The sequence below is a fragment of the Paraburkholderia fungorum genome (genome assembly GCF_046027605.1).
GTDB lineage: Bacteria > Pseudomonadota > Gammaproteobacteria > Burkholderiales > Burkholderiaceae > Paraburkholderia > Paraburkholderia fungorum_F.
The window spans coordinates 24,793-50,215 of record NZ_JAQQEF010000017.1; the positions used below are offsets into that span (position 1 = coordinate 24,793).

General features: G+C 57.6%; 21 protein-coding genes. 9 read left to right on the forward strand and 12 right to left on the reverse strand.

Annotation, left to right across the window (positions count from 1 at the left end; genetic code table 11):
• Positions 1–91: 91 nt before the first annotated feature.
• On the forward strand, positions 92–343 hold the full coding sequence (gene tatA / locus PQR53_RS25260; protein ID WP_408459993.1) for a Sec-independent protein translocase subunit TatA: 252 nt from the start codon (positions 92–94) through the stop codon (positions 341–343).
• A 118-nt stretch (positions 344–461) separates the two neighbouring features.
• Here the strand turns inward: tatA (PQR53_RS25260) and PQR53_RS25265 are convergent, their stop codons facing one another.
• Positions 462–1,451, reverse strand: a complete 990-nt coding sequence (locus PQR53_RS25265) for a LysR family transcriptional regulator (RefSeq protein ID WP_408459996.1) — start codon at positions 1,449–1,451, stop codon at positions 462–464.
• A gap of 888 nt (positions 1,452–2,339) precedes the next feature.
• Here PQR53_RS25265 and PQR53_RS25270 point away from each other — a divergent pair.
• From PQR53_RS25270 to PQR53_RS25280, 3 genes are all read left to right on the forward strand, one after another.
• Positions 2,340–3,017, forward strand: a complete 678-nt coding sequence (locus PQR53_RS25270; RefSeq protein WP_408459999.1) for a response regulator transcription factor — start codon at positions 2,340–2,342, stop codon at positions 3,015–3,017.
• Positions 3,018–3,094: 77 nt separating this feature from the next.
• Entirely contained in the window at positions 3,095–4,423 is a 1,329-nt protein-coding gene (locus PQR53_RS25275; RefSeq protein ID WP_408460002.1) for a HAMP domain-containing sensor histidine kinase, read from the forward strand.
• Positions 4,424–4,800: 377 nt separating this feature from the next.
• Positions 4,801–5,196: a winged helix-turn-helix domain-containing protein gene (locus PQR53_RS25280; RefSeq protein WP_408460316.1), complete on the forward strand. Its 396-nt coding sequence runs from the start codon at positions 4,801–4,803 to the stop codon at positions 5,194–5,196.
• A 364-nt stretch (positions 5,197–5,560) separates the two neighbouring features.
• On the opposite strand, the gene PQR53_RS25285 is transcribed toward PQR53_RS25280, so the two are convergent.
• From PQR53_RS25285 to PQR53_RS25310, 6 genes are all read right to left on the reverse strand, one after another.
• Complete coding sequence (locus tag PQR53_RS25285; protein ID WP_408460005.1) at positions 5,561–5,830, reverse strand: DUF4148 domain-containing protein; 270 nt, start codon at positions 5,828–5,830, stop codon at positions 5,561–5,563.
• Positions 5,831–6,525: 695 nt separating this feature from the next.
• The gene (gene tatC / locus PQR53_RS25290) at positions 6,526–7,293 is read right to left on the reverse strand and encodes a twin-arginine translocase subunit TatC (protein WP_408460008.1); all 768 of its coding nucleotides are present in this window, start codon (positions 7,291–7,293) and stop codon (positions 6,526–6,528) included.
• A 27-nt stretch (positions 7,294–7,320) separates the two neighbouring features.
• Positions 7,321–7,854 carry a Sec-independent protein translocase protein TatB gene (tatB, locus tag PQR53_RS25295; protein ID WP_408460011.1) on the reverse strand — a complete coding sequence of 178 codons (534 nt, stop codon included), beginning with the start codon at positions 7,852–7,854 and terminating at the stop codon, positions 7,321–7,323.
• 85 nt (positions 7,855–7,939) lie between these two features.
• A complete protein-coding gene (gene tatA / locus PQR53_RS25300; protein WP_408460014.1) occupies positions 7,940–8,122 on the reverse strand; it encodes a Sec-independent protein translocase subunit TatA in 183 nt (60 codons plus the stop codon).
• Between the two features lie 121 nt (positions 8,123–8,243).
• On the reverse strand, positions 8,244–9,434 hold the full coding sequence (locus PQR53_RS25305; RefSeq protein ID WP_408460017.1) for an Nramp family divalent metal transporter: 1,191 nt from the start codon (positions 9,432–9,434) through the stop codon (positions 8,244–8,246).
• Positions 9,435–9,931: 497 nt separating this feature from the next.
• Entirely contained in the window at positions 9,932–12,097 is a 2,166-nt protein-coding gene (locus tag PQR53_RS25310) for an FUSC family protein (protein ID WP_408460020.1), read from the reverse strand.
• Positions 12,098–12,417: 320 nt separating this feature from the next.
• On the opposite strand from PQR53_RS25310, the gene PQR53_RS25315 reads away from it, so the two are divergent.
• On the forward strand, positions 12,418–12,873 hold the full coding sequence (locus tag PQR53_RS25315; RefSeq protein WP_408460023.1) for a phosphate-starvation-inducible protein PsiE: 456 nt from the start codon (positions 12,418–12,420) through the stop codon (positions 12,871–12,873).
• A 117-nt stretch (positions 12,874–12,990) separates the two neighbouring features.
• Here PQR53_RS25315 and PQR53_RS25320 read toward each other — a convergent pair whose 3' ends face one another.
• From PQR53_RS25320 to PQR53_RS25340, 5 genes are all read right to left on the reverse strand, one after another.
• Positions 12,991–13,851: an efflux RND transporter periplasmic adaptor subunit gene (locus tag PQR53_RS25320; RefSeq protein ID WP_408460026.1), complete on the reverse strand. Its 861-nt coding sequence runs from the start codon at positions 13,849–13,851 to the stop codon at positions 12,991–12,993.
• Positions 13,852–13,864: 13 nt separating this feature from the next.
• Positions 13,865–14,065, reverse strand: a complete 201-nt coding sequence (locus PQR53_RS25325; RefSeq protein ID WP_408460029.1) for a DUF1656 domain-containing protein — start codon at positions 14,063–14,065, stop codon at positions 13,865–13,867.
• Positions 14,055–15,572, reverse strand: a complete 1,518-nt coding sequence (locus tag PQR53_RS25330) for an efflux transporter outer membrane subunit (protein ID WP_408460032.1) — start codon at positions 15,570–15,572, stop codon at positions 14,055–14,057. The genes PQR53_RS25325 and PQR53_RS25330 overlap by 11 nt, the downstream gene beginning before the upstream one ends.
• A gap of 579 nt (positions 15,573–16,151) precedes the next feature.
• The gene (gene moaA / locus PQR53_RS25335; RefSeq protein ID WP_408460319.1) at positions 16,152–17,201 is read right to left on the reverse strand and encodes a GTP 3',8-cyclase MoaA; all 1,050 of its coding nucleotides are present in this window, start codon (positions 17,199–17,201) and stop codon (positions 16,152–16,154) included.
• A gap of 355 nt (positions 17,202–17,556) precedes the next feature.
• Positions 17,557–18,981: an aminotransferase-like domain-containing protein gene (locus PQR53_RS25340; RefSeq protein WP_408460035.1), complete on the reverse strand. Its 1,425-nt coding sequence runs from the start codon at positions 18,979–18,981 to the stop codon at positions 17,557–17,559.
• 255 nt (positions 18,982–19,236) lie between these two features.
• Here PQR53_RS25340 and PQR53_RS25345 point away from each other — a divergent pair, with 255 nt between their 5' ends.
• The 4 genes from PQR53_RS25345 (at position 19,237) to PQR53_RS25360 (ending at position 25,407) form a co-directional block, all read left to right on the forward strand.
• Entirely contained in the window at positions 19,237–21,558 is a 2,322-nt protein-coding gene (locus PQR53_RS25345) for an FdhF/YdeP family oxidoreductase (RefSeq protein WP_408460037.1), read from the forward strand.
• A 72-nt stretch (positions 21,559–21,630) separates the two neighbouring features.
• Complete coding sequence (locus PQR53_RS25350; RefSeq protein WP_408460040.1) at positions 21,631–23,028, forward strand: cytochrome ubiquinol oxidase subunit I; 1,398 nt, start codon at positions 21,631–21,633, stop codon at positions 23,026–23,028.
• Positions 23,029–23,072: 44 nt separating this feature from the next.
• On the forward strand, positions 23,073–24,059 hold the full coding sequence (gene cydB, locus PQR53_RS25355) for a cytochrome d ubiquinol oxidase subunit II (RefSeq protein ID WP_408460043.1): 987 nt from the start codon (positions 23,073–23,075) through the stop codon (positions 24,057–24,059).
• 184 nt (positions 24,060–24,243) lie between these two features.
• Positions 24,244–25,407, forward strand: coding sequence for a class I SAM-dependent methyltransferase (locus PQR53_RS25360; RefSeq protein WP_408460046.1), 1,164 nt, complete (start codon positions 24,244–24,246; stop codon positions 25,405–25,407).
• Positions 25,408–25,423 lie beyond the last annotated feature (16 nt).

Genomic DNA, 25,423 nt, shown 5'->3' on the forward strand with positions numbered 1-25,423 from the left:
ACAGTAATCGACTACCGCGTGGCTTCCGGCCAGGCCGACCGCGCGGGTAGTCATCTATCGGCAAACAACGGGGAATCAAGGAGAAGATGAGATGGGTTCAATAAGCATTTGGCATTGGTTAATCGTTGCGCTGATCGTCGCGCTGGTTTTTGGCACCACGAAACTGAGAACGCTCGGCGGCGATCTCGGATTCGCTGTGAAAGGCTTCAAGGATGGATTGCAGAGCGAACCGGGCAGTCCCACCGATGCGATGACTTCGTCGCGCGTTTCGATCGAACAGCAGCACACAGGAGCCGAAGAGGTCGCCAAAGTTGCGACGTCTCCAGTCCTGAACGATCACTGACCGACGCGGATCATCATGGGACCCGAAGAACTAACGGGCCCATACATTTCGTCGCGGCGCACGCATCACCTGACTTACGGCCGACTCCGCGAATACGCGTTTCGCTGCAAGACAGCTTCTATGCAACGGCTGATAGAAACGCAGCTTCAGTGCCGACGTTGCCAAGCCTACCTATTCGTGTTGAACCTTCTTCGAGAAGAAAGTGCTTAAATGCTTCGGCCACGGGAGAGAGTTGCTTATCGGCGCGATGCACGATACGCCACTCTCGCACTATCGGGAGCCCAACTACATCAAGCACGACAAGCATCCCCGCTTTCAGTTCAAGGTCGACGGTATGCGCGGACAGAAAGCTGATACCCATTCCCGCGATAACAGCCTGCTTGATCGTCTCTGTGTTCCTGATCTCGATCGGCTCGCTATTCTTGTCGAACCCATCCGCTATCCCTTCCTCCATAACACCCCACGTGTCGGAGCCCTTCTCTCGAACGATAAAACGCTCCGTCGTCAGCTCACAAACCGGAATCTCCCGTCTGTGCGCGAGTGGATGGGACGGCGACGCAACAATCAGGAATGGATGCGGTGCAAATGTCTCACTGACAATTCTCGAGTCTGCCGGCGCGCCCACCATCACGGCGAGGTCGATACGATTCTCGTCGAGTTGAGTCAACAACTGATCCCGATTCTCGACGGCCAGTTCCAACTTGATTCCCGGATTCTTCTGGTTGAAGTCCGCGAGCAAGCGCGGGAAGAAATAGCCGCCGGCGCTGACCACGCCGATGTTCAGACTATTGCCTTTAATACCCTTCAGCCGTATCAATGCCTCCTCCACCACGCGGAAGCGTTCAATGATCGCCCGCGTGTGATGCACCATTTCCCGTCCTGCGGGCGTAAGGAAGATTCGCTTGCCGAGTTGTTCGAACAGCGCAACACCTGCATGCTCCTCCAGGTGTTTGATCTGTGTAGAGACGGCCGGCTGCGAAAGATTTAACTCGTCCGCCGCTCGCGAAAAGCTTAGACGTCGAGCTACGGTTTCAAAGGTTTTTAGCTGACGCAGGGTCGCATTCTTCACAATAGTTTCGCCAAAATTTATGAACGCACCGAGAATCAACGGAGCGCCTCCAACAAGCCACCGTCCTTAACCGGCAGTTGAGGCAGATTCGATGCGCTCTCTTGCCGGGCCACCGAATCGGCTGCTATGCCCACGATCGTGGGAGGCCATGAATAAGCCTCAGCATAGACTGCGGACGACTGCCAGCGTATATCGCGAACATGGCAAATGTTTCATGTTTGCCGCAGCCTCGTTATGTAAATTGACCGCCTCGATCGCAATTCGGGACCGTTGCGTAAGCGAGGAACGAGGCGAAAGACGCAGCTCTCTCCCAACGTCACAACGGGGCACAGAGATCGTGCCCCGAATCAGCCAGTGCATCTGTAAGTCTCGACGCGCGTAATCAACGGGTAATGTTCGATGCCGACATTCGCTCAAAGGGGCAGATATCGCGCTAAGTCCGTAGTGCGAATCTACTATGCAGGACTTCGTCGCTAATTGGCGATGCGAACGCTCGTCCTGGCCACTGTGCTTCTTTTATCGTCCCACATGTGTGCTCTCCGTCCGGTGCAGGACGGCACTAACCTTCTCTCTGGTTCCGGCGGCATAGCCCTTGAATGTTGGAACCTTTAGCCGACCGCTTCACGGTCGGCGCTTTTTCCAGGTGCATCTAGCCAGTGAGTGACGCCGCCGGGCCCTGTGCGGTGTGCCTAACGTACGTGGCCGCCCGAACCCGCGGCGGGCCTGAGCCGGCCCTACGCTCACCGATCACTTCTTGCCTTGCAGGACCCTTGCAATGTCGCTTTCAATTCCAGTTACCGTCCGCCTTTCACATCACGACATCGCAAATATGTCGTTCGATGCAGAGAATGCAACGCTCCATATGGACTCGTGTCGGAACCTTTTGCGGTTCGAAGGCGATACATGCGGGGGGCGCACGAGATGACGATGTCGCGCGTGCTGACTATTGAAGATGACGAGATCACGGGAAACGAGATCGTTCGAGAACTGCAGAGCCGCGGATACTCAGTCGATTGGGTGGACGGCGGCCAGGAGGGTATGGTACGGGCGATCAGCGCCGAGTACGACCTGATTACCCTGGACCGTATGCTGCCAGGCATCGACGGGCTGACGATCTTGACCACCATACGCAGCGTTGGCATTCGCACGCCCGTGCTAATGCTCAGCTCGCTGGGCGACATCGATGAACGCGTGCGCGGCTTGCGAGCAGGCGGTGACGACTACCTGACCAAACCATTCGATCCCGAAGAGATGGCCGCGCGTCTAGAGGCACTGTTGCGCCGCAACCAGATGCCGCCCACTCAGGCCCAGACAACGCTGTGCGTGGGGCCGCTTGAACTCGACCTGATCTCGCGCAGGCTGCGGCGCGACGGCGAAGACATTGAACTCTTGCCCACCGAATATCGCGTGCTCGAAATCATGATGCGTCACGCCGGGCAGACCGTCACGCGAACAATGCTCTTCGAATCCGTCTGGGGCTACCACTTCGATCCGGGCACCAACCTGATTGACGTGCACATGGGCCGGTTGCGCAAGAAGATCGACCCGAGCGGCGCAAAACCACTGATCAAGACCGTACGTGGCGCCGGCTATATTCTTGAATGAGAGCTACCTTGCTGGACGTTCCACTTCTAACGCCACTGTCCCTGCGGTGGAGATGGCGCTCGACGACATTCCGGCTGATGGCCGTCTACACGGTGATCTTTTCGGTTTCTGTCATGCTGCTGATCGGATTTATCGGCTGGGTCGTGGCAGGTGCCATGGAGCACGAAGCCGATGTCGTCATGGACTGGCAACTGATCTATTTCGATTCGATGCCGCACGGCGATGTTACAGCGGCTATCTACCGACGCATCGAGCATGAGCGCATGCACTCGAACTATTACGGCCTGTTCACAGCCGACGGTCGGCACATTGCAGGCGACATGCTTGCCTTCCCGCGAGGACTACCGGTGAACCGCACCGGCGTAACACTAGGCACCCTGGCGGTTGCAGGCCCGGAGCGAGCGCCGGTGGTACGAGTCATGGCGGAACAGCGCAGCGACGGCGAGAAGCTGGTGCTTGCCCGCGATCTTACCCACGTCCTGAAGATTCGACAAAGGATGATCAACGCGCTCATCGCGGGTGGAATACTCTGCATGGTCTCGGGCATTGCCGGTTGTTTCGCATTGAGCCTGCGACAGGCGGCCCGCCTGAAAGCGATCCGGAACGCGACGCAACTGATTGCGCAGGGCGACCTCGGCCAGCGCCTGCCGGCCGGAGGGCGCGACGAAATCGACATGCTGGTGCATCTGGTCAACCACATGCTTGAGGAAGTGGAACGTCTGATGAATGAGGTGAAGGGAGTCTGCGACGGGGTCGCTCACGACCTGCGTACGCCACTCGCTCACATGCACACACTGCTTGGGCAAGCTGCGGAGCGCACCGGGAAACTTGACGACCGGGAACTGTCGATTCTGGTGGAGCGGGCCCGTGTTGAGACAACCGCACTCCTCGACCGTTTCCGCGCCATGCTGCGCATCTCCGAGATCGGCACTCTACAGCGGCGTGGGGGCTTTGCCTCGTTGCAACTCGAGACCCTGGTTCGTGAAGTTGGCGACCTATACGAACCGCTAGCGGAAAGTCGCTCGATCCAGTTCATGGTTCGAACGCGGCACGTCGGCATCATTCGCGCAGACCGCGACCTGTTGTTCGAGGCGCTGTGCAATCTGCTGGACAACGCCCTGAAGTTCACGCCGACAGGCGGCACGGTGCGGATTGAACTCAATTCAACGCAGGCCGGTCCCAAGGTGGAAGTAATCGACAATGGACCGGGCATCCCACAGGAAGATCGCGAGGCCGTGCTTCAACGCTTTTATCGAAGCGAACGCACTCACCATATTGCCGGTTCGGGACTTGGACTCAGCATTGTATCGACGGTCATGCACGTGCACGACTTCACCATCAGGCTACATGATGCACGGCCGGGTACCAGGGCAACCATTGAATGCTGGTCACGGATACTCGCCTGATTCGCGCGAACTCCATCTTCCATCGAGACCACCACCCTATGCGCATTCTTTTCGTGTCCCCTCAACATAGGGAGTCAGCGTGGCTGTGCAAAGCATTTCGCGAAAGTGCGCACAGCCTGCGATGCGCGAATGACCTCCGCGACGGGATTCTGACTGCCTCGAAAGAATCGTTCGACGCAATAGTCCTGATGATCCTTGACCCCTCTTCGTATTCCGACTTGACAACGGCGTTACCTCAGTTTCAATCCACCGCCGACGGCGCAGTGATTGTCGCCGTGCTCGGCCCCGCTAAATCCAGCGATAGAATTGCAACGCTACGTGCTGGCGCAGATGCATGTTTTACCCATCCGTATTCCTATATCGAGATGCACGAGCGAATGCAGGTTTTGCATCGTACAGCCACGGATAGACGGCAGCGAAACCATCTAACGACCCCACTCCGACTCGATCCGCTAACGCGAGAGCTGGTCGACGGAGACCGGCGTCTCCCACTCACCAAGAGAGAGTACCTGGTACTTGAATGTTTGCTGCGCCAGTTCGACGCACCTGTGCGGCACGATGAGTTGCTCCGCTACGCGTGGCCGGAAAAGGACGACATTGATTTGACTACCGCGAGTCCTCTGATCTGGCGCTTGCGCCGCAGACTCAAGCAGCATTTGCCCGACGTCACCATCGCCACGGTTAGCTGTTATGGATATCATCTCACCAGAACACCGATTTGCGTACAAGCGTCCGCGCAAGATCTACGCTCCCAGCTCACCGCAAACACTTGACCCGCAGCGCGGGCAAAAATCAATCTCCAAACGCGAATGCAAATCTGATCCTCGAAAAACCAACCTCTATGGAGCGACGAGAGCGTCAGCGGAATGCCTCCTCGCAGAGTTAAACGCGCTGCTTCGGGCGAGCGCGTTCCCACCTGTTCAATTGCCAAAATACGGCTGACAAAAATCGGGAGGACCGACGCAGCCGTCCGGACCATTTGGGCGAGCCGTGGCGCAGCCGGACAACAACAGCCCCACTGCCATACCGGCGGCTACCAAACGCGCAGATCGCGTTATCAGCTTACGGATTTTCACTATGTTCTCCACTACGTCAAAAAGTTAGCGTGCACGCTTGAGATGGTCAGCGCCTGGCTGATCATGGATGCGCGTAGACGGTCGAGTTGAGATACGCAAGTTGGCCGTCCTGCTCCGCATGGACCAGCTCCTGGTACACTTCAGCTCGCGTCTTCTCATGCACCGGCTGCCCATACGCGGCAACCGACTGGCTTTGCGCCGTAGATCCATCATTCGACGCGACCTGCGCGACAACGGACGTGGCTGGGGTATTCGATGAATTCGTTTGCGCAAATGCCGAAGCAGTGGCGGTAGCGGCGAACATAGCAACAACAATCGTCAGGTATTTCATTTCAGTCATCCTTATTACGTTAAGCCAATTCTCCGAAACATGATCTTTGATTCGCTCATTGATCGGATAACGTTAAGAATAACGAATACGCTTTATCAGAACGATGCAACCAAGATGAAATCACATTTAGTTTTCATCGAATCCCGTCAGTGGCACCGGGGCGCCTGCGAGAAGCAAGTTCGACAGCCCAGGAAAATTCCGCAGATCCAATTGAACTACGGCAACGGAGATCTCCGACATAAATAAATTTTCACGATTACGGAAAACGACTGTTAGTCGCGGACGCTCATAATAGCGATGCGTGTGTGTATCTTCCCTCCGCGCTTATCGGCCACGCCAGGCTACGCTCGTACAACTTCCAGGAATCGGAGCTTTTCGTGTTCAGTGAGATTAATTTCCGTATCCCCGGACAGTTTCGCCCTCGGCAGTTCATTGGCATCGTTTTGGTCATTGCCGGATTCTGTGTCATGGCGAGTCATATGGTCCGCCACATTCACGAGATATGCGAACCTTCTACGGGGTCCGCCCGGCCCGCGACACCCGTCACGACCATCACTGAAAACGGATATACCAGTGTTCGATGAGGCTAATAGTCGCGATTCCAGGCGACCACGCCGATAGCAGGTGATCTGCGTCACCCGCTGCTCGCGGCGCCATGAGGAAAGCCGCCGACAACGACAACGTAAGCCGCCACGTCACTTCTCATCTGTCGCATCGGGTCGTTTGCTAACGAACAGTCGTGCCGCAATGATCCCAGCTTCGTACAGGACGATCAAAGGAACGGCGAGAATCAGTTGGGAAAATACGTCGGGCGGTGTCACTACGGCAGACACGACGAATGCCCCGACAACCACATACGGGCGGATTTCCTTGAGCTTAGGCACAGTCAGCAGGCCCATCCGCACCAGCAGGATCACGAAAATCGGTACCTCAAAGGTGACGCCGAATGCAAGGAACATGGTCAACACAAAACCGAGGTAGTTGTCGACGTCGGTGTTCATTGCCGCACCCAATGGCGCGTTGTAGTGCGCCATGACGCGGAAAATAGTCGGGAACACCACAAAATACGCGAACGCCATCCCGCAGAGGAACAGCGTGTAACTGGTTCCGACAAGCGGCGCGACGAGCCTTTTCTCGTTTTGATAAAGCCCGGGCGCGATGAACGCCCATATCTGGTACAGCACAAACGGCAATGCGATCACGAACGCCACGAGCATCGTCACTTTCATCGGCACAAAGAATGAGCCAGTGACATCGGTGACGATCAACTTGCCATCCTTCGGCAGGTTCATCATCAACGGGCGGGCGAGCAGCTTGAATATGTCGGGCGCCCAATAGACGAGTCCGAGAAACACCACAATGATGGCTATGCTTGCGCGGATCAAACGGTCGCGTAGTTCGACGAGATGCGAGACGAAGGTTAGTTCTGGACCTTCTACCCGGGCTTGCTGAAGTTGGCTCATAACGGCCCTCGATTAAAAAGTAGGAAGCTAGACGTTGAAAAAGCCCTGTCTGCCGGCTGGATAGGTTGACGGCTGGCGAGCCACGCGAGCAGCGGTCGATTGCACGTGCCTACGGCGTGCGGCGGTGCGCTTGTACCAGGTCGGCGTGGCTGCCTGCTTCCCACGCCAGTTCCTGCGCTTGGGTCCCGTGGCAACACCACCGCGCCTCGAGACGACATCCGGCGCTTGCAACGGAAGCTGCGCCGCAGCTTGCTCTGCATCCGGCGACGCCGTAGAACCGCCATTCCACGCAAGCTTGAGATCCGCCTCCTGCTCACGCAGATTTTCGTGAATGACATTCTCGATGTTCGCCGCAGCCGCCACGAACTCGCTCTTCACATTCTGCAGTTCACTGAGTTCGATCTCGCGCGTGACTTCGTCTTTCACGTCGCTGATATAGCGTTGTGCACGCCCAAGGAGCGCTCCGGCCGTGCGTGCTACATGCGGTAGCCGCTCCGGCCCCAGTACGACCAGCGCAACCACGCCGATGACTGCCATCTTGGTAAGACCTAGATCAAGCATGGAGGTGTTCCGTCAACACATGACTGTTTATCGTTCAACGAATTTCGCCGGGCCCAAAGGTTTCTTCGGTCTCGACCCCAACTGTTCAGTTTCGCGGCAACTCTGCGTGCTCGGCCTGAGTAGCTGTCTCGGCTTCCTTTACTCCTTCCTTAAAGCCTTTTACCGCGCCACCCAAATCGCCGCCAATAGTCCGAAGTTTTTTCGTACCGAAAACCAGCGCGACAAGCACCAGAACAATCAGCCAATGCCAGATACTTAATGAACCCATGACAACTCTCCTTGACCCCGCCGTACCAATTTGCGCGGCGAGAATCTGTTTTGACCAGGCGGTCGAACGCGAAGCGCTTGTGCGCTTCAATGGAACAGCGAATATTGAGGCAGGGAGCCCGTCAGGCACCCTGAAAACCGGGGATGCTCACACCAGATGTTTGCAAAATCAGAATGACGTTGAGCACAAAAATTACCGAAGTTCCAAGAATCGCCGCCGCGCTAACCAGCCGGCCGCTGGCGAACGCCCCCATGATGTCGCGCCTGCGGGTAAAGATCACCAGCGCAATCATCGGCATCGGGAGGGCGAAACTCAGGACCACCTGACTATAGACGAGTGCCTTGGTGGCATTCACGCCCAGCGCGACCACCACAAATGCCGGCGCCATCGTCACTATGCGGCGAAGCAACACCGGAATATGAAAGCCGACAAAACCCTGCATGATCATTTGCCCCGCCATCGTTCCCACGACCGAGCTGGAAACGCCGGAGGCTAGCAGCGAAACGAGGAAAACCGCGGCAGCGCCGGCGCCGAGCAAAGGCGTCAGCGTGTGGTAAGCCGTTTCGATTTCCGCAATGTCGGGATGCCCCACGTGAAACGCAGCGGACGCCATTACAACCATCGCCATATTGACGAGGCCTGCAACCGTGAGCGCAATGATCACCTCGCGATTGGAGAAACGCACCAGCTTACGGCGCGCATCCTCGGTACGGGCAGGCGCGCGGTTCTGGGTCAGGCCAGAGTGCAGATAGATGGCGTGCGGCATGACCGTGGCGCCAAAAATGCCGACTGCGACTGTGACAGCCTGGCTCGAATGCAACGTTGGCACGACGGTTCCGCGAGCGGCCGCAGCCCACGTCACATGAACCATGAACAGTTCAACGAGATAGCACATGGCGATTGCCGCAACGAGCCCCCCGATGATCAGCTCGATGGGTCGGAATCCCTGCCGTTCCGCCAGTAATATCGCGTAGGTAACCACCCCGGTTACCACCATGCCGTCGATCAACGGCAGGTGAAACAGGAGCGACAAACCGATTGCCCCGCCAAGGAACTCCGCCAGGTCCGTTGCCATCGCGGCAATCTCACTGACGCCCCACATTGCATAAACCACTGGCATCGGGAAATGCTCGCGGCACATCTCCGCGAGATTCCGGTTGGTCACGATACCGAGTCTGGCTGACAGCGCCTGGAACAGCATGGCAATGACGTTCGCTGCCACGACAACCCAGAGCAACGAATAGCCGTACTGCGCGCCCGCCTGAAGGTTCGTGGCGAAGTTGCCTGGATCCATGTAGGCGATCGATGCCACGACAGCTGGACCGGCAAATATCAATTTGCTGAGACCACCGGCCCTTCGGCCGGCCAGCACATCATTGATTGCGCTCGCCGTCCGATCCGACAACCTTAGCGGGACTTGTCCATTATTCACTGTCAAATTCTCTTGGAGAATGAGTTAAACCGTTCGACGCCAAAGCAAAACAAAGAGACCGCAGGCCACATCGGATACATGCGTGGCAGATTGTCGCAAGGCGCGATTGCTGTTCGGACAATCACACATGCCTCTAACTCACCGTCAGAAACGGGCGTCGGACGAGCACCCGGCCTTCATGGCCCGGCTGGTTCGAAACACGACGGCCGCGCATGGATTCAGTTAAAGGTGAGGATATGTGCGAGACAACAGATCGGGAATGGCACGATTATGAAAAAATGTTAATCGTGCGATTGATGGCGCAGAGGGTCGGTTCGCGATCCAGGCGGGGCGTTTCGCGCATGAGGTAATTCACGCGCGTCATCCCCGTAAGCTAATCACTTGACGGTGGTGTAAAACGGCGCATCCTTATCGAGCAACGCCGTGCGGATAAAGTGCAGATAGCCAAGAATTCGTTGCATTCGATGACGCTTTTCACGATTCTCGCTCAACTCGCCGAGTAGGGACTGTGCTGTCTGGATCGCCGCTTCGACCGACGCCAGCGCCCGTGTAAGTCGAGCCGCGTCCGGCCGCTCGAATAGCGCTGCCAGATCTCGGCTCACCGAATCCAACACGCTCTCCCACTCCGGCTGCAGACGCTTCGCGTATGGCATATCGACCGTCTCGTTGCGAAGGTCGATTGCCGAGTGTCCAATCTCAAGGAGAACGAGCATCCATCGTAATGCGTCGCGATGCTGTTCGGAGCGCTTGATCAGTAGCATTCGCAACTGGAACATCAGGTCGTGCGTGCTCGACTGGAACGTCTGATTGAGTCCGACGAGCGCGCCCTCACATGCGAGCACCATCTGTCGCCGCAGATCGCGCTTGATCTTCTCAATCCGCCACGACATCTGCGTCGGAAAAATCACTGCGAAGACGATGCAGGACACGAGCATGCCCACGACTACGGCGATGCCGTTATTGATGACGAGATCCGGCGTATAGACGACTACGTTGTCCGGACCGTCCAGCAGACAGAACAAAAGACCGAAAGCGGTCCCGTAGCCGGCAGTGCCAGGCCGCATGGACAGAAACGTACCGACGCCGAGCACGGGCGTCAGTGCAGCGCATAGCAACGGAAACCCTTCGATATTCGGATAAACGAAGCAGGTAAAGACGTATCCCACCGCGGTTGCAAAGGCCACGCCCACTGCCATTTGAGCCGCAACCCTGGACGTGTTTGGCGCTGTGGAAGTGAGGGCGCACACGACCGCAGCCCCGATCACAGCGAAGCCACCGCTCGGCCAGTTAGTCGCGATCCAGAATGCGCCTACTGCCCCGACAGCCACCACCGTCCGTAAGAATGTAAACGCGACGACGTAAGCGTTGGTCTTGACAACCTGTCTCGTCACAGATCGCTCGAGCACATGCTTCTGGTCAATCAGCGACGCGTATGCTTCTGTATAGCGCTGGAAATCCTCCACAAAGCGATAAAGAAGCTCCATCGTCGTATCGAAGTCGAGCAATAGTTCCGGCACGGCCGTCTCAAGCGAGCGCCGCGTCTCGCGTGCACGTGCCGGCAACGTTGTCCGGAAGCGATCGAGTTCAATCGCCGCCCTCGCCGCGCGCACCTCGTCGGGATTCATGGGATCTTTCCGACTGACGAGCAAACCCGAAAGCTCGCCAAAATAGGGCCGTACGGCCTCCATTACCCGTCTTGGCCGCCCTGTGTGCATGCGATTCGACAATTGATGAAGCGCATGCAAACGCGTGCAAGCGTTCATGAAGTTGCTATTGAGTCGAGCTAACCGTCGGGTTCGGACGCGCGTGTTTGGGTCCTCGAAAGAAGCGAACCCGCGGGCACCCTCGAACCCCACAATCTGATCGACCAGATCGGCAAACCGAGCTTCGTAAACCTCGCTTTCAACCCGCTCGGCGAGCACGCTCGCTGCGAAGACAGAAAAGTTGGTATAGCGCGTGCGCAGGATCTTCCGCAATACGGTGCTTGATCGCATCGGTAGGAGCAGCGCGCTGACTGCGCTGGAACAAAGAATGCCGATCGTGACTTCGGCCGCACGGGTCATCGCACCCATGAACAGACCGCTTGGCTCCATTACCGTTGGAATGCCGATCAGCGCCGCGGTGTACCCTGCGAGCACGAATGCGTACCACTGAAAATGGCGATACCGGAGCGCGGCAGCAGTACAGGCACCGATCCATACCGTTATCCCCAGCATATAGAGTTCGGGCTGTTGCGCGAAAATCCCGCCTAGTATCAGTGCGGCGATCATCCCCAGCGTGGTCCCAACGACTCGATAGAAACTCTTTGCCAGGACCATGCCGCCGAACGGCTGCATCAGGACGACCACAGTGGCCATCGCGGTGCGCGGGCTCGACAATTCCAGCAGCATCGCAATACCCAACGCGAGCAACGCGGCGGTCGCCGTTTTTAACAGGTGCAGCCAGACGACGCCGTCGCCGGCGATCCACGCGGTGGCACCCATCTTTGTCGCGCGGACCCAGACAGACAATCGCGGAAATCCGGCCTGGGTTCGGCGTGCCACTTTCTCGTTGGTTGTAAACACAAATTCCTTCCCTCGCGCGGGTATTCATCACCCGCGGCTCATCGTGAGAAGGAGCATAAGGCGGAGCACGCAGCGCGGAAGAGCACAAACGGGCGGACCTGCCCCGAATACAGTCGTCGGCCTTTTGAATTGCCCGAATTTCAGCTTTAGACAGCCCAAATCACGCCGGTTAGCAGAGCGCGTATGCATCGGCCTGGCGCGGCCGGATAACTGTGATCTACTCCTCGCGTCCTTTCTGTACCCGCGCGCGCAAGAGAGCGGCAACGATACTTGACGTCATCGTTACCCGGTATATCCCTATGAACGGCATGAGCAATTTTCCCTCGATGACCGAGCGCGTCCGCGTCCATTTTGACCGCTTCCTGAATGTCGTCGAACTAATCGGACTGGTCCTGATAGGTCTCGCTACGACGTTCGCCATGGTGCAGGAAACCTGGAAGGTGCTGCTATCGGGGGAGGTCACGCTGACCGACCTGTTGTTAATGTTTCTATACCTCGAAGTATTGACGATGGACGCGCGATATCTTCGCCTCGGTCAGCTCCCCGTTCGGTTCCCGCTCTACATCGCGATGGCCTCGCTGGCACGTGATCTGATTCTTCGCTTCGGAGACGCAGGTGAGATGCACATGCTAGCGACTGCCTTCGGCATTGTGATGCTCGCCGCTGGGATATTCATCCTTCGCTACGGACAGCACAAATACCCGGCTAGCGATGACGAGGCCCGCGAAGAGTTGCCTAGGCGAAAGGCGCAGTGACACTGCTGGCCGATACTCACGAAAGCCGGTCGGACAGCAATTCTGGCCATGTGATCACCTGAGCGCAGTGCCCCCGGTTGCGAATAGCGGGGGCAGCCACCCAGCCCACAAGTACGATCATCTGGTTGCGATGACAACCGAGCACGTGGTGCCTGCCGTCAATACCTGGCTGTCTTGGATAGTGTCGATCTTGATGCGCACAGGCACGCGCTGTGCGAGGCGCACCCAGTTGAACGTGGGGTTCACATCGGCCAGCAGGTCGCGGCTCTGCGGGTTGTCGCGATCATAGATTCCGCGCGAGATGCTCTCCACGTGTCCTTGCAGCACACCGCCACTCATGAGGCGTATCTCGGCCTTGTTGCCGACCATGACATGCGGCAGCTTGGTTTCCTCGAAATACCCATACACCCAGAACGAATTGCTATCCACGATAGCCAGCTTCGAGGTACCCACACTCGCATAGTCGCCGCGAAACGTCTCAAGATTGGTGACATAACCATCCACTGGCGACAACACCCGTGTGCGTTCGAGATTGAGCTTCGCGGCGGCCAGCGTGGCGAGCGCCTGCTGATAGGCTGCATTCGCAGCGGACGCCGTATCGGCCGCGTCTTCGCGACCCTCTTTCGAAACGACGAGACTGTCCAGATCCGCGCGCCGTTGTGCATTGTCGCGACGCATCTGCAGTTCGGCTTTTCGTGCGGCCACCGCAGCCTCAGCCTGCTCGACGGCGATCTGGTAGTGCGACGGGTCGATCTGCATCAGCAGATCACCCTTCTTCACCAGTTGGTTGTCGTGCACGGGCAGGCCGACAATCTCGCCGGAAACGTCCGGCGCGATGTTGATGACATCGGCATTCACCCTCCCGTCGCGGGTCCAGGGTTCATCCATGTAGTGAACCCATAAGATACGGCCAATCAGGATCGCGGCCGCGAAAATGAAGGCCGTCGCGATAAAACCCAGAGAATTTCGGATGGTCATGATTGGACTCTAATCAACGATAGACGGCGAGACCTAGCACGCCACATACACATACGAGCAGACTGGCCCGGAACAGGTTGGGGTGCCAAACGATGCGATACAGGGCGGTATAAGCAATCACACGGTCGAGCAACCAGCTCAGCGCTGCGCCGGCAATGAACAGCAGCACAATGGTCGGCAGATACGCATCAAAGACAGCGACTTCACGTGGCATCGCGAACTCCTTGTTGCGCTTCGGCTCGCGAGCCCGGCAGCGTCTGGACCGTCTTCGGACTGTCGCTGGGTTCGGCGAGGCCGCCGCCCAAGGCTGTCATGAGCGACGCGTACGCGGAGAGGCGCTCGGCCTGGATGTGTGCGACGCCTTCCTGGACATGCAGCAACTGGCTCTGTGCGACCAGCACGTTCAGATAGTCGGTCAGGCCACGCCGGTAGCCTTCCCTCGCCAGGTCATAGTTCTTGCGCGCGGCCGCAACCGAACGCTCGGCATCGTCTTCCTGTGTATCGAGCGAGCGGATCCGCACGACCTGATCGGCAACCTCCTTCAACGCGCTAACGATGGTCTGGTTATAGCGACTCACGGCCTCGTCATAGCCCGCGTCTGCGGCGCCGAGTTGCGAGCGCAGCCGGCCGCCGTCGAAGATCGGCAGCGCCAGTGCCGGGCCAGCGGTCCAACTGCCGGTCGCCGAGCGCAGGAACTCGAACATCGGGCCGCCCGCCGCATAGCCGCCGACCGACGCCAGCAGATCGACGTCCGGATAGAAGTTGGCCTTCGCAACGTCAATGCCGCGTGCCTGGGCCGCCACTGTCCAGCGTGCCGCGACGATATCGGGGCGATGGCCGAGCAGCTCGGCGGGCAAGGCCGACGGCAGGCCGGCGGGCGCGGACAGTGCGAGCGTCGGCCGCGTGATCGGGTCACCCGCCCCCGGGCCCTTGCCGTCGAGCGCCGCCAGCTGGTTGCGGCCCAGCGCGATTTTTTCTTCGAGCGCGTCGATCTGGCGCTCGTACTCGGGGAGCGGCGTTTCTGCCTGGCTGACGTCGAGCTGGGTACCGAGACCGCCATTCAGACGGCGCGTGGCGAGATCGATGATCTCCTGCTGCTGTTGCAGCGTGGCCTTCGCGATATCGAGCAGCGCGTAATTCATCGACATGCCGATGTACGTGCGCACCACGTTCCCTTCCAGTTCGAGCTGCGCGGCGCGCTCGTCAGCGGCGCTTGCATGCGCGGTATCGAGCGCCCGCTCGGCGGTGTTCTTGTCCTTGCCCCACAGGTCGAGGTGATAGGACAGACTGAGGGCGCCAGTGTTGTCCCACGTGTTCGCATCGGCGTACGGGCCTGGGCCGTACCAGTCATTGTCCGGCCAGTGTTGCCGCTCGATCGACAGATTACCGTTGACCTGTGGCGAGTGCGCCGCGCTCGCCACGCCCACCATCGACCGCGCCTCGCGCACCCGTGCCTCGGCAACCGCGAGCGTTGGATTACCGGCCTGAGCCGCCTCGATCCACGCGTTGAGTTGCGAATCGTTATAGGCTCGCCACCAGTCGGCAGCGGGCCACTGCGCGTCGGCATTGGCTGCCCGCACGGCTGCGCCGGCATCAAGAGAGGATGTGTCGATTCCGCGTGCTTGTGGGGCGATACCTCGGGTACTGGCACAGCCCGCGATGACTAGCGAGATCGTAACAACGGCGAGCGCGGCGATCCCTTTCTGTACAGGAATCTGCACGATTTCCTCTTCAATGGACTATAGAACTCAGGTTGTCGTTGTTGCTTGCGACTGGGGTTAATAATGCCGCGTTGTCGAAGAGAGGAAAGTAGACAGTTTGTGCATCCGGTGGAAAACACAGCCGAGATCGCCGATGTACCCTGCTAGCCAGCGGCAAACTGTATCTCGTCAGTTTGCCGAACACAGGACACACTATGAATTAGTAAACATCGAGCGAGAGGAGCTTTGCGTGGATCCCAAAGTAACGTTTCAACCCGAGAGCACAGAATTGGACACGTCCATTGCTACTGTCTTGCTTCATCTGTGGACCGCTTCGCATGACCCAACCTCCAGATCGTGGTCGCTCGCCAAGCTTAGTAAACGCTCAAAGATTGCGATGAGTACGCTGTTACGGAACTTGGCCCCGCTGGAGGAAGCCGGGCTCGTGGAAGTCTCGATAGAGGGAGACGGAAGAGAAGTCGCGTCATTGAGCGCTTCCGGGCTGGAAGTATGTGCGGCACTTTTCGCGGCCGAGGATTAGTACTTCGTGCCGTGCCGCAAATCGCCCCGGCATTGAAAGGCGGCCCATTTGCCAGATGCCTAACCACCCACAAGCGACATTCGTACGGTCGGGTAAGTCTTTTTACCCGTTCTGGAATACACAGAACTTCGGGTCGAAGAATACTGATCGTCTCGATTATTCCAATGCTTTCGAATCTCTGAAGCGAGTTGCAATGGTGATTGGATCTCGCCAAGCAGAGGTTTTAGGTCAATCGAATTGGTTGCGAACAGGCAGAGGAACAGTTGGCCGTCTGCTGAGACACGCGCACGGGTACAATTTCCACAGAACGGCTTCGACACGCTCGAAATGAATCCTATTTTTCCGGCCCCGTCGCTGTACTCGTAATTGATCGCCGTATCATTCAACCGGCCTTTCTCAACAGGAAGGAGTGGATGCACCGACTCGATCGCGCGGCGAATCTCGTCCGATGCTACGACCTTATGCATGTTCCACAATTGCGCGCCGCCCACATCCATGAACTCGATGAAGCGGACGGTCACGCCTGTGTTACGGAAATATTCCGCTATAGGTAACACCTGTCCATCGTTGACACCCCTCTCGACAACCATGTTGACCTTCACGGGCTCGAGACCGACCGCTACTGCGGTTTCAATACCCTGCAGCACCTTGCCAACAGGGAATCCGACACCGTTCATTTTCCCGAAGACATTGTCATCCAGAGCGTCAAGGCTCACGGTAACCCGCCGCAATCCGGCATTCCGAAGGTCGGCCGCCTTTTTGGCAAGCAACGCGCCGTTCGTGGTCAGGCTGATTTCCACGTCTTCCCCGTCACGGGTCTTGAGTCGGGCAAGTCGCTCAATCAAAAATTCGAGATTTTTTCTCAGCAACGGCTCTCCTCCAGTGATCCGAATCTTTTCCACACCGAGCCTGACGAACGACTCGGCCAACAACACGATCTGGTCGAAGGAGAGAATCTCTGACGATGGAAGAAACGGATAGTCTTTGGTGAAGACGTCCTTGGGCATACAGTAGGTACATCGAAAATTGCACTGATCGATTACCGACAGACGTAAATCCTTTAACGGGCGGCCAAGCAAATCCACACATTCTGTTTCGTGCGGCGCCACCGACGAACGGGAGCGACGTAACGCGTCATTGCTTGCAAGGTCATATTGAATCGAACCCACCCCAGCCTCCGTTGGAACATCGGTATGTCGTATCAGTGCCCGGCCGTCAGTCCGTTCTGGAAACGCTAGAGGTCGACCTGGGAAACTGACAGCCAGCATACCGGCAGGGGTTATTCAAGAGCGGTACAGACTTCCTGATTGTCGAAGAACACAGAAGAGCGTAGAACCTGGCCTGGATTGGCCTGATACGTCAGATTGGACCTTGGGCAGCGAGGAGCGTCAGCTCCGGTGCAAGCGATTGGAGGCGGAATGCTCCGCGAACCGGCGAGTTCTGGGCGTTGCGCCCATGCACGGGCTATCGGGCGCTGGCCGCGACCAGTTTTGCCACCGTCTGCACCGCTCGTTCAATCTCCGGGCTCCAGGCGTAGCTATAGTTGAGGCGTATGAAGTTGCTATAAGCGTTCGAAGCAGAGAACATATTGCCGGGGGCAATCGTAATACCATTCTCTAACGCAAGCTGGTAAAGCCTCATCGAGTCGACTTTTTCCGGTAACTCTACCCAAAGGACGTATCCGCCCGCCGGAGTGGACGTGCGCGTCCCCTCCGGAAAGAAACGACTGACCATCGCTTTCATCAGATTGGCCTGTTGAGCGTAGAGCCGCCGAATCCGCCGCAAATGGTGCTCGTAGCCGTCATTCTGAAGATACTCGGCAATCGCCAGTTGCTGTAAGTTCGGCGTAGTCAGTGTGTTGAGAAATTTGAGCTTCTCAACCTGCTCCCGATAACGGCCGGGCAGCGCCCAGCCGATACGGTGGGCGGCAGTGAGGGTCTTCGAGAACGACGCGCAATGCAACACCAAACCTTGCGTGTCGTAAGATTTCAATGACCTCGGGTGAGTGTCGCCGAAATAAAGTTCATTGTAGACAGCGTTCTCGATAACGGGCACGTCGTACCGCGTCACCAGATCGACGAGCTCGCGCTTTTTCTCTTCCGTCATCTGGAAGCCGAGCGGGTTCTGGAAGTTCGGCATGACCATGCACGCGGCGATCTTCTGATTCTCCAGAACGTCTGCGAGCACGGCAAGATCGATGCCCTCTTGCGCGTCCGTCGGAATCTCAATTGCACGCATTCCCATGCGCTCTATGGCGTGGAGCATTGCGTAAAAGGTTGGCGACTCAACGACAACCGTGTCGCCAGGCTTGCCTACTGCCTGTAGACACAGGTTAATCGCCTCCGTGGCACCGATCGTAATGATCATTTCATTCGGATCGATCGACGCCCCATTCTCAAGGTAGCGTCTTGCGATTTGACGAATCAGATTCGGATTGCCTGGCGGCAACGCGTCGGTGACGCCCCATATCCCCTTCTTCTTGCTCATCGCGTGGGCGTAGCGATTGATCTTATCGGAGGGAAACAGGTCAGGGTCTGGATAAGGCGAACCAAGCGGCACTGCCTCGTCGGTTCCGATCGAGCGCAGTGTCGATAGCACCAGCCGGCTGACGTCCACTTCCGACGACACAACGATCGGCCTTGATGCACGCAACTCGTGAGCATTGCCGTCCGAATTGGCATCAAGTAGACGTACAAAATACCCCGACTGCGGACGGCTTTCGACAACGCCCTTACTCTCGAGCAGCAAATACGCGCGGATGACAGTGGTAATACTCAGTTGGTGGTGCTGACTGGATTGTCTAACTGAAGGGATGCGGTCACCAGGACGAAACACGCCCTTTCGGATCGTTGCTTCGATATCGCTAGCCAGTTTTTCGTAGAGCTTCACAGTTCATCTCAATCGCAAACGCTGCGCCATCGGCTTCCAGAACCGTTCGCAGCCGGTAGAACATGCGTAAGTGTACTCCTTTGGAGCACAGATTTCGCTTCTAACCACCTGGTGGAAACTGTGCTTCCTGGAGCACAGCGGATGTGTGCGCTTTGCGCCCAGTTCAGCGCTCTTATGCTTCGGTTACCGAATGCGCAACGTGGCGAAGCCCGATGGACCGATACCTCGAAGCGCGAAGTCAATGGAGCCGAGGTCATGGAAAAGCCGAAAGAGAAAGGGCGAATTGAGCCCTACCACCATCCCGCCGCCGGTTGGGGTGCGTTGAAGTACGTTGCTATCAATCTGATCAAGGAGAAAGTCTCCGGGGGCAACTATCGCGCGCTCTTCAAGCAGAACCAACCGGACGGTTTCGATTGTCCGGGCTGCGCGTGGCCGGACCGTCAACATGCCTCGACTTTCGAGTTTTGCGAGAACGGCGTCAAGGCAGTCGCTGCGGAAGCGACGACCAAGCGCGTCACGCCGGCGTTCTTCGCGGAGCACACCGTCGAAGAATTGCTGAAGCAGACCGACTATGAACTTGAGCAGCATGGCCGGTTGACGGACCCGATGGTTTACGATTCGTTGACCGACAAATATAAGCCGATTTCCTGGGACGATGCCTATCGGCTCATCGCCACGCATCTGAACAGACTGGACAGTCCGGACCACGCCGCCTTCTATACCTCGGGCCGCGCCAGCAACGAAGCAGCGTTCCTCTATCAGTTGTTTGTTCGTATGTATGGTACGAACAACTTCCCCGACTGCTCCAACATGTGTCATGAGGCGACCAGTCGAGGTCTTCCGACAACCGTCGGAGTCGGCAAAGGCACAGTGACGCTGGACGACTTTGAACACGCCGATACGCTCCTGATCTTCGGTCAGAATCCCGCGACCAACCATCCGCGGATGCTCGGGGAACTGCGCGAATGCGCGAAGCGTGGCGCGACCATCGTTTCAATCAATCCTCTCCGGGAGCGGGGACTGGAACGCTTCTCGAGCCCGCAACATCCGCTCGAGATGCTGACGATGTCCAGCACCAAGATTGCCTCCACTTTCATCCAGCCCAAGCTCGGCGGTGATTTTGCGCTGATCAAGGGCGTCGCAAAGCGGGTGATCGAGCTGGACGATGAAGCGATCGAGCGTGGCGCAGAGCGCATTCTCGACGTTGAGTTCATCAACGAACACACCTTGGGCTTCGAAGACTTCGCAGCCGATCTGCGCGCCGAAAGCTGGCCGGCTCTCGAAGAAGAATCGGGTGTGCCTCGCGAGCAGATTGAAGGGCTCGCGCGTATCTATGTGAACGGCAAACGCGTGATCGTGACGTGGGGCATGGGCATTACCCAGCACAAGCACTCCGTGCCAACGGTGCACATGCTGTCGAATCTGATGTTGATGCGCGGCAATATCGGCCGTGAGGGCGCAGGTCTGTGTCCGGTACGCGGGCACTCGAACGTGCAGGGCAATCGTACGGTCGGCATCGAGGAGAAGCCGTCACAGGCATTCCTGAATCGCTTAGGAAATGTATTCGGCTTCGAGCCGCCACGCGAGCATGGCCTCGACGTCGTGGAAACCATCGAACATATGCTCGAAGGCCACGTGAAGGTGTTCCTTGGCCTCGGCGGCAACTTTGCCATGGCAACCCCGGACACCCCGCGAACCTTCGATGCGCTTCGGTCATGCGACCTGACCATGCATATCACGACCAAGCTCAACCGCAGCCACCTCATTCACGGTCAGGACGCCCTGATTCTGCCGACCATGGGTCGAACGGAAATCGATATCCAGGGCGGCGTGTCGCAAGGCGTCACCGTGGAAGACTCCATGAGCATGGTCCACATCTCCTACGGCATGAGTATTCCGGCCTCGAAGAATCTGATGTCCGAGACGGCTATCGTCGCCAATATCGCCCATGCGACGCTAGGCGACGCCAAAGTTGACTGGTTGGGACGTGCGCGGGACTACGCGCTGATTCGCGACGACATGGAAAAGGTTCTCGACGGCTTCGACAACTACAACGAGCGAATCAAGCATCCGGGCGGCTTTCATCTGCGTGTCGCCTCCCGCGAGCGCGACTGGCAGACCGCTACGGGCAAAGCGAATTTCATGGTCCACAAGATCGAAACGGACACGCCGATCCGGCGTGCCAAGGCGCTTCACGGCGAACGCGTCATGACCTTGATGACCACCCGCTCGCATGACCAGTACAACACCACGATCTACGCCCTCGACGACCGCTATCGCGGCGTTTTCGGCCAGCGCCGGGTGGTGTTCGTCAATCCCGCGGATCTGGAAATGCTTGGCCTCAAGGCTGGCGATTGGGTCGACATGACGACAGTCTGGGACGACGGCATTGATCGACGTGCCGACTCGTTCCTGCTCGTTGAGTACGACATTCCGCGTGGATGCATTGGAGCCTATTACCCGGAGACTAATCCGCTGGTTCCCTTGTCCAGCGTCGGAGACGTATGCAATACGCCGACCTCCAAGTCGATCCCGGTTTTACTTCATCGTTCCGGGCCGCCCGCCGCAGCGGCATAACGCCACGCCCTTAAGACCAGCCGCGCGCCGCCTGGCGCGCCTGCCTTTCAATTCGCTTTTTTGGTGACCGAAATGCCTGTAGAAGCTTTACATCTGGCGCGAGGCCAGTTTGCAATGACGGCCATATTCCACATTCTGTGGCCGATTCTCACCATCAGCCTGTCGGCATTTTTGCTGGTGGTTGAATCCCTCTGGGTTCGAACCAACGAAGTGGTCTGGTATCGCCACGCACGTTTCTGGAGCAAGCTTCTCGTTCTCAATTTCGCCGTGGGCGTGGTGAGCGGCATCCCAATGGAATTCCAGTTCGGTACCAACTGGGGACCCTTTTCCGAATACACCGGACAATTCTTCGGCAACATCCTCGGCTTCGAGGGCGCAATGGCGTTCATGCTCGAAGCAGGCTTCGTCGGCATCATGATGCTCGGCTGGGAACGTGTGCCCAAGGGTGTCCATCTGTTTGCTACCAGCATGGTCGCTCTGGGTTCAACCCTCTCGGCGTTCTGGATCATGGTCGCAAACTCCTGGATGCAGACCCCCGCCGGTGTGGAAGTGCTCAACGGCAAACTGGTGGTCACCGACTACGCCAAGGCGATCTTCAATCCCGACATGGTGTGGGGCGCTTCGCATATGTGGTTCGCGGCGCTCGAAACCGGACTGGTCGTGATCACCGGCATTTCTGCCTACTGTCTCCTGAAGCGCCGCAACCCTGAATTCTTCGTCCGTTCTTTCAAAGTCGCACTGGTGTGCCTTGCGTTCGTCGCCCCGGTCCAGATCTGGCTAGGCGATTCAAGCGGGGTCGATGTCTTTGCAACGCAACCGGCCAAAGGCGCAGCTATCGAAGGCCACTGGCAGACCAATGCGCCGGGTACCGGTGCATCCTGGTCCTTGCTCGCATGGCCGGACAAAGCCAGGCAAACCAATGACTGGTCTCTCGAAGTTCCTGGACTCCTCAGTGTCCTCGGCACGCACACGCTGCACGGTCAGGTGAAGGGCCTTGCCGACATCCCGGTTGCTGATCAACCTCCGATGATTCCCTTGCTGTATTACGCGTTCCGCGTCATGGCGGGAATCGGTTTCCTCTTCATGGTGCTGGCTTTCTGGACCGTCTTCGCAATGCGCAAGGCACGTGGCCACCTCGACGCGCTGCTGGCCCAACGCAAATTGCTGCTCGCATGGGTCCTCGCCATTCCGATGCCGTATATCGCGGTTGAATGCGGCTGGATCGTCCGCGAAGTGGGTCGTCAACCGTGGGTCGTCTACGGCCTGCTTCGCACGGAACAGGCTGCTTCCAACATTTCGGCAACCGCAATCAGCGGCAGCATGATCATGTTTGCCACGTTCTACGCCATTCTGATCACGTCGTTCTTTATCTTTGCGCGCCGCTGGTTGAAGAAAGGCCCGGACCTCACGTTGATGCCGCCGGTTGAGACGACTCCGCGGGCTGCATCTCACGCCTCGGTTGAATACTAGGACTCGCGCCGCACTCGCTTAAATTCACCCAGATAGGTACTCCAATGAATCCAGCTTCTACCGAGAGTTTATTAAGTCACGCATGGTTCGGCATAATAGGCTTGATGCTCGTGCTTTACGTCATCACCGACGGCTTTGACCTCGGCGTCGGCATCCTCACGTTGTTTCGCCCCAGAGAGTCCGAACGCAATCTCATGATTCAATCGATCGGCCATGTCTGGGACGCCAACGAAACATGGCTTGTCGCACTCGGAGGTGCGTTATTCGGCGCGTTCCCGTCCGCGTACGCAATGATATTGTCCGATCTGTACGTTCCTATCATGGTGCTGATCGCGAGCATGATCATGCGTGGCGCCGCCATCGAGTTCCGGCACGCCGCGACGGGCAGCAAGCCCGTCTGGGACCGTATCTTCGGTGTGGGCAGCCTGCTCGCGGCAATTTGCCAAGGCGTGATCCTCGGGAAGATTCTCACCGGTCTGCTTCCCGGTCATCTGCACATGCTCTTCGTCGTGGTCACCGCAATTGGCGTGGTGTCTGGGTACGCGTTGCTCGGTGCAACCTGGCTCGTGAAGAAGACTACCGGCAGCCTGGAACAGACAGCACGGCGCTATTCCATTACGTCCGTCTTCACAACCGTGACCGCCGCGATCATCGTCTCTGCGGGAACCCTGGTGATCAGCCCGGTCGGCGTCAGCCGCTGGGACCAGCATGGGGTGTTAAACATTCTGATTGGACTCGCCGTACTCGCGGCCTTGGCCGTCTGCTACATCCTGTACTCGGTTCATATGGGCAGCGAACACGGTCCTTTTGCCGGCTCCGCGATCCTGTTTATTGCGTCCTTTTCGGGTCTGGCGATCAGTCTCTTCCCGTATATTGTTCCGGGCCAACTGAGTGTGGCGTCGGCAGCCTCTGATAGTTCGACACTCACCTTCATGCTGTTTGGAATTGGCACCGTCTTTCCAATCATGATTGGCTACAACCTGTACCAGTACCACCTGTTCCGCGGCAAGGTCGTCCCCGTTCATCACTAGACGACCCGTGGCTCGGCGCATAACGGTCCGGGCCACAACGAACACCGCGTCAAAACACTGGAGAAAGTCCGTGCTGTGCAAACTCTTCAGTTGCCGGACAAACAGACTTTGATGAAACAAGCCGGTGGCGTTCACGCCAGCGACTAAGGGGTACTCGGCCGGAGGAAAGTGGAATATCAACGACATGGAACCGAAGGAAGGAGAAATGTTGAATCAGTTAATGAACCTGGGAATAGAAACCTGGGTAGCCGGTATTCGCCGTGGCCACAATCTTCCAATCCAATTGAGCCTTTGGAACGGAAAACGTTTTGACCTTGGAGTGTTTGAAAGCCCGGTCGTACGCGTTCATGTTCGCGACCCGTCAGCCTTTCCGCTGCTTTTCAATTCGAATGTGGACTCGCTCACTGAGGCGTACATCACAGAGCGCATCGATGTGGACGGAAAGCTCGAAGAAGTCGTCGACGCGGTCTATCGCATGTCGGCACGTTCCAAACCCGCAAGTCGGACTAATCACAGCCGGCAAGGAGATAAAACATCCAGCCGCTATTATCATGACGTCTCCAACGACTTCTACAAACTCTGGCTGGATGAAAGGATGGTTTTGTCGTGCGGCTACTTCGAGAGCGGCAATGAAACGCTCGATGAAGCTCAACTCAAGAAGATCGATCGCGTTCTCAGCGAAATGGACATTCAACCCGGCCAGAAACTCCTGGACATTGGATGTGGCTGGGGAGCGTTAGTCATGCGCGCTGCTGCGACTTATGGAGCAAGATGCGTCGGTGTCACGCTCTCGGAAAATCAATACCAGCTCGCAACCGAAAGGGTTCGAGCGGCAGGCTTGAGCGATAAGGTCGAAATCAGGCTCGCTGACTATCGCGATGTCCGTGGGACGTTTGAGCGGATAACGAGTGTCGGAATGTTTGAGCACATAGGACGAGACTCCCTCCCATCATACTTCTCCAAGGTCCACGGCCTCCTTGCAGACGACGGCATACTGATAGACCATCGCTTCACGCACTCTGACTCCGACAAGGGCGACACACCGACGTCAGGAAGCGAATTCCTCGGCGGATTCATGTTTCCGTCCGGTGAGCATTCTCACATCTCGATGGTGACTCGCGCATTGCAGGAGAGCGGATTGAAGGCCATCGACGTGCAAAATCTTGGACGATACTGCGCCACGACACTGAGATGCTGGGCGGAGCGCTATGAGCAACACACCGAGCGCATTCGTCAGACTGTCGGCGAGACCAAATACAGGACCTGGCGCGTCTTTCTCGCAGGTTGCGCACACGCGTTCTCTACTCGCAGCGCATCGGCCCATCAAATCGTATGTCAGAAGGCATGAGGCATTGCGTCGATGC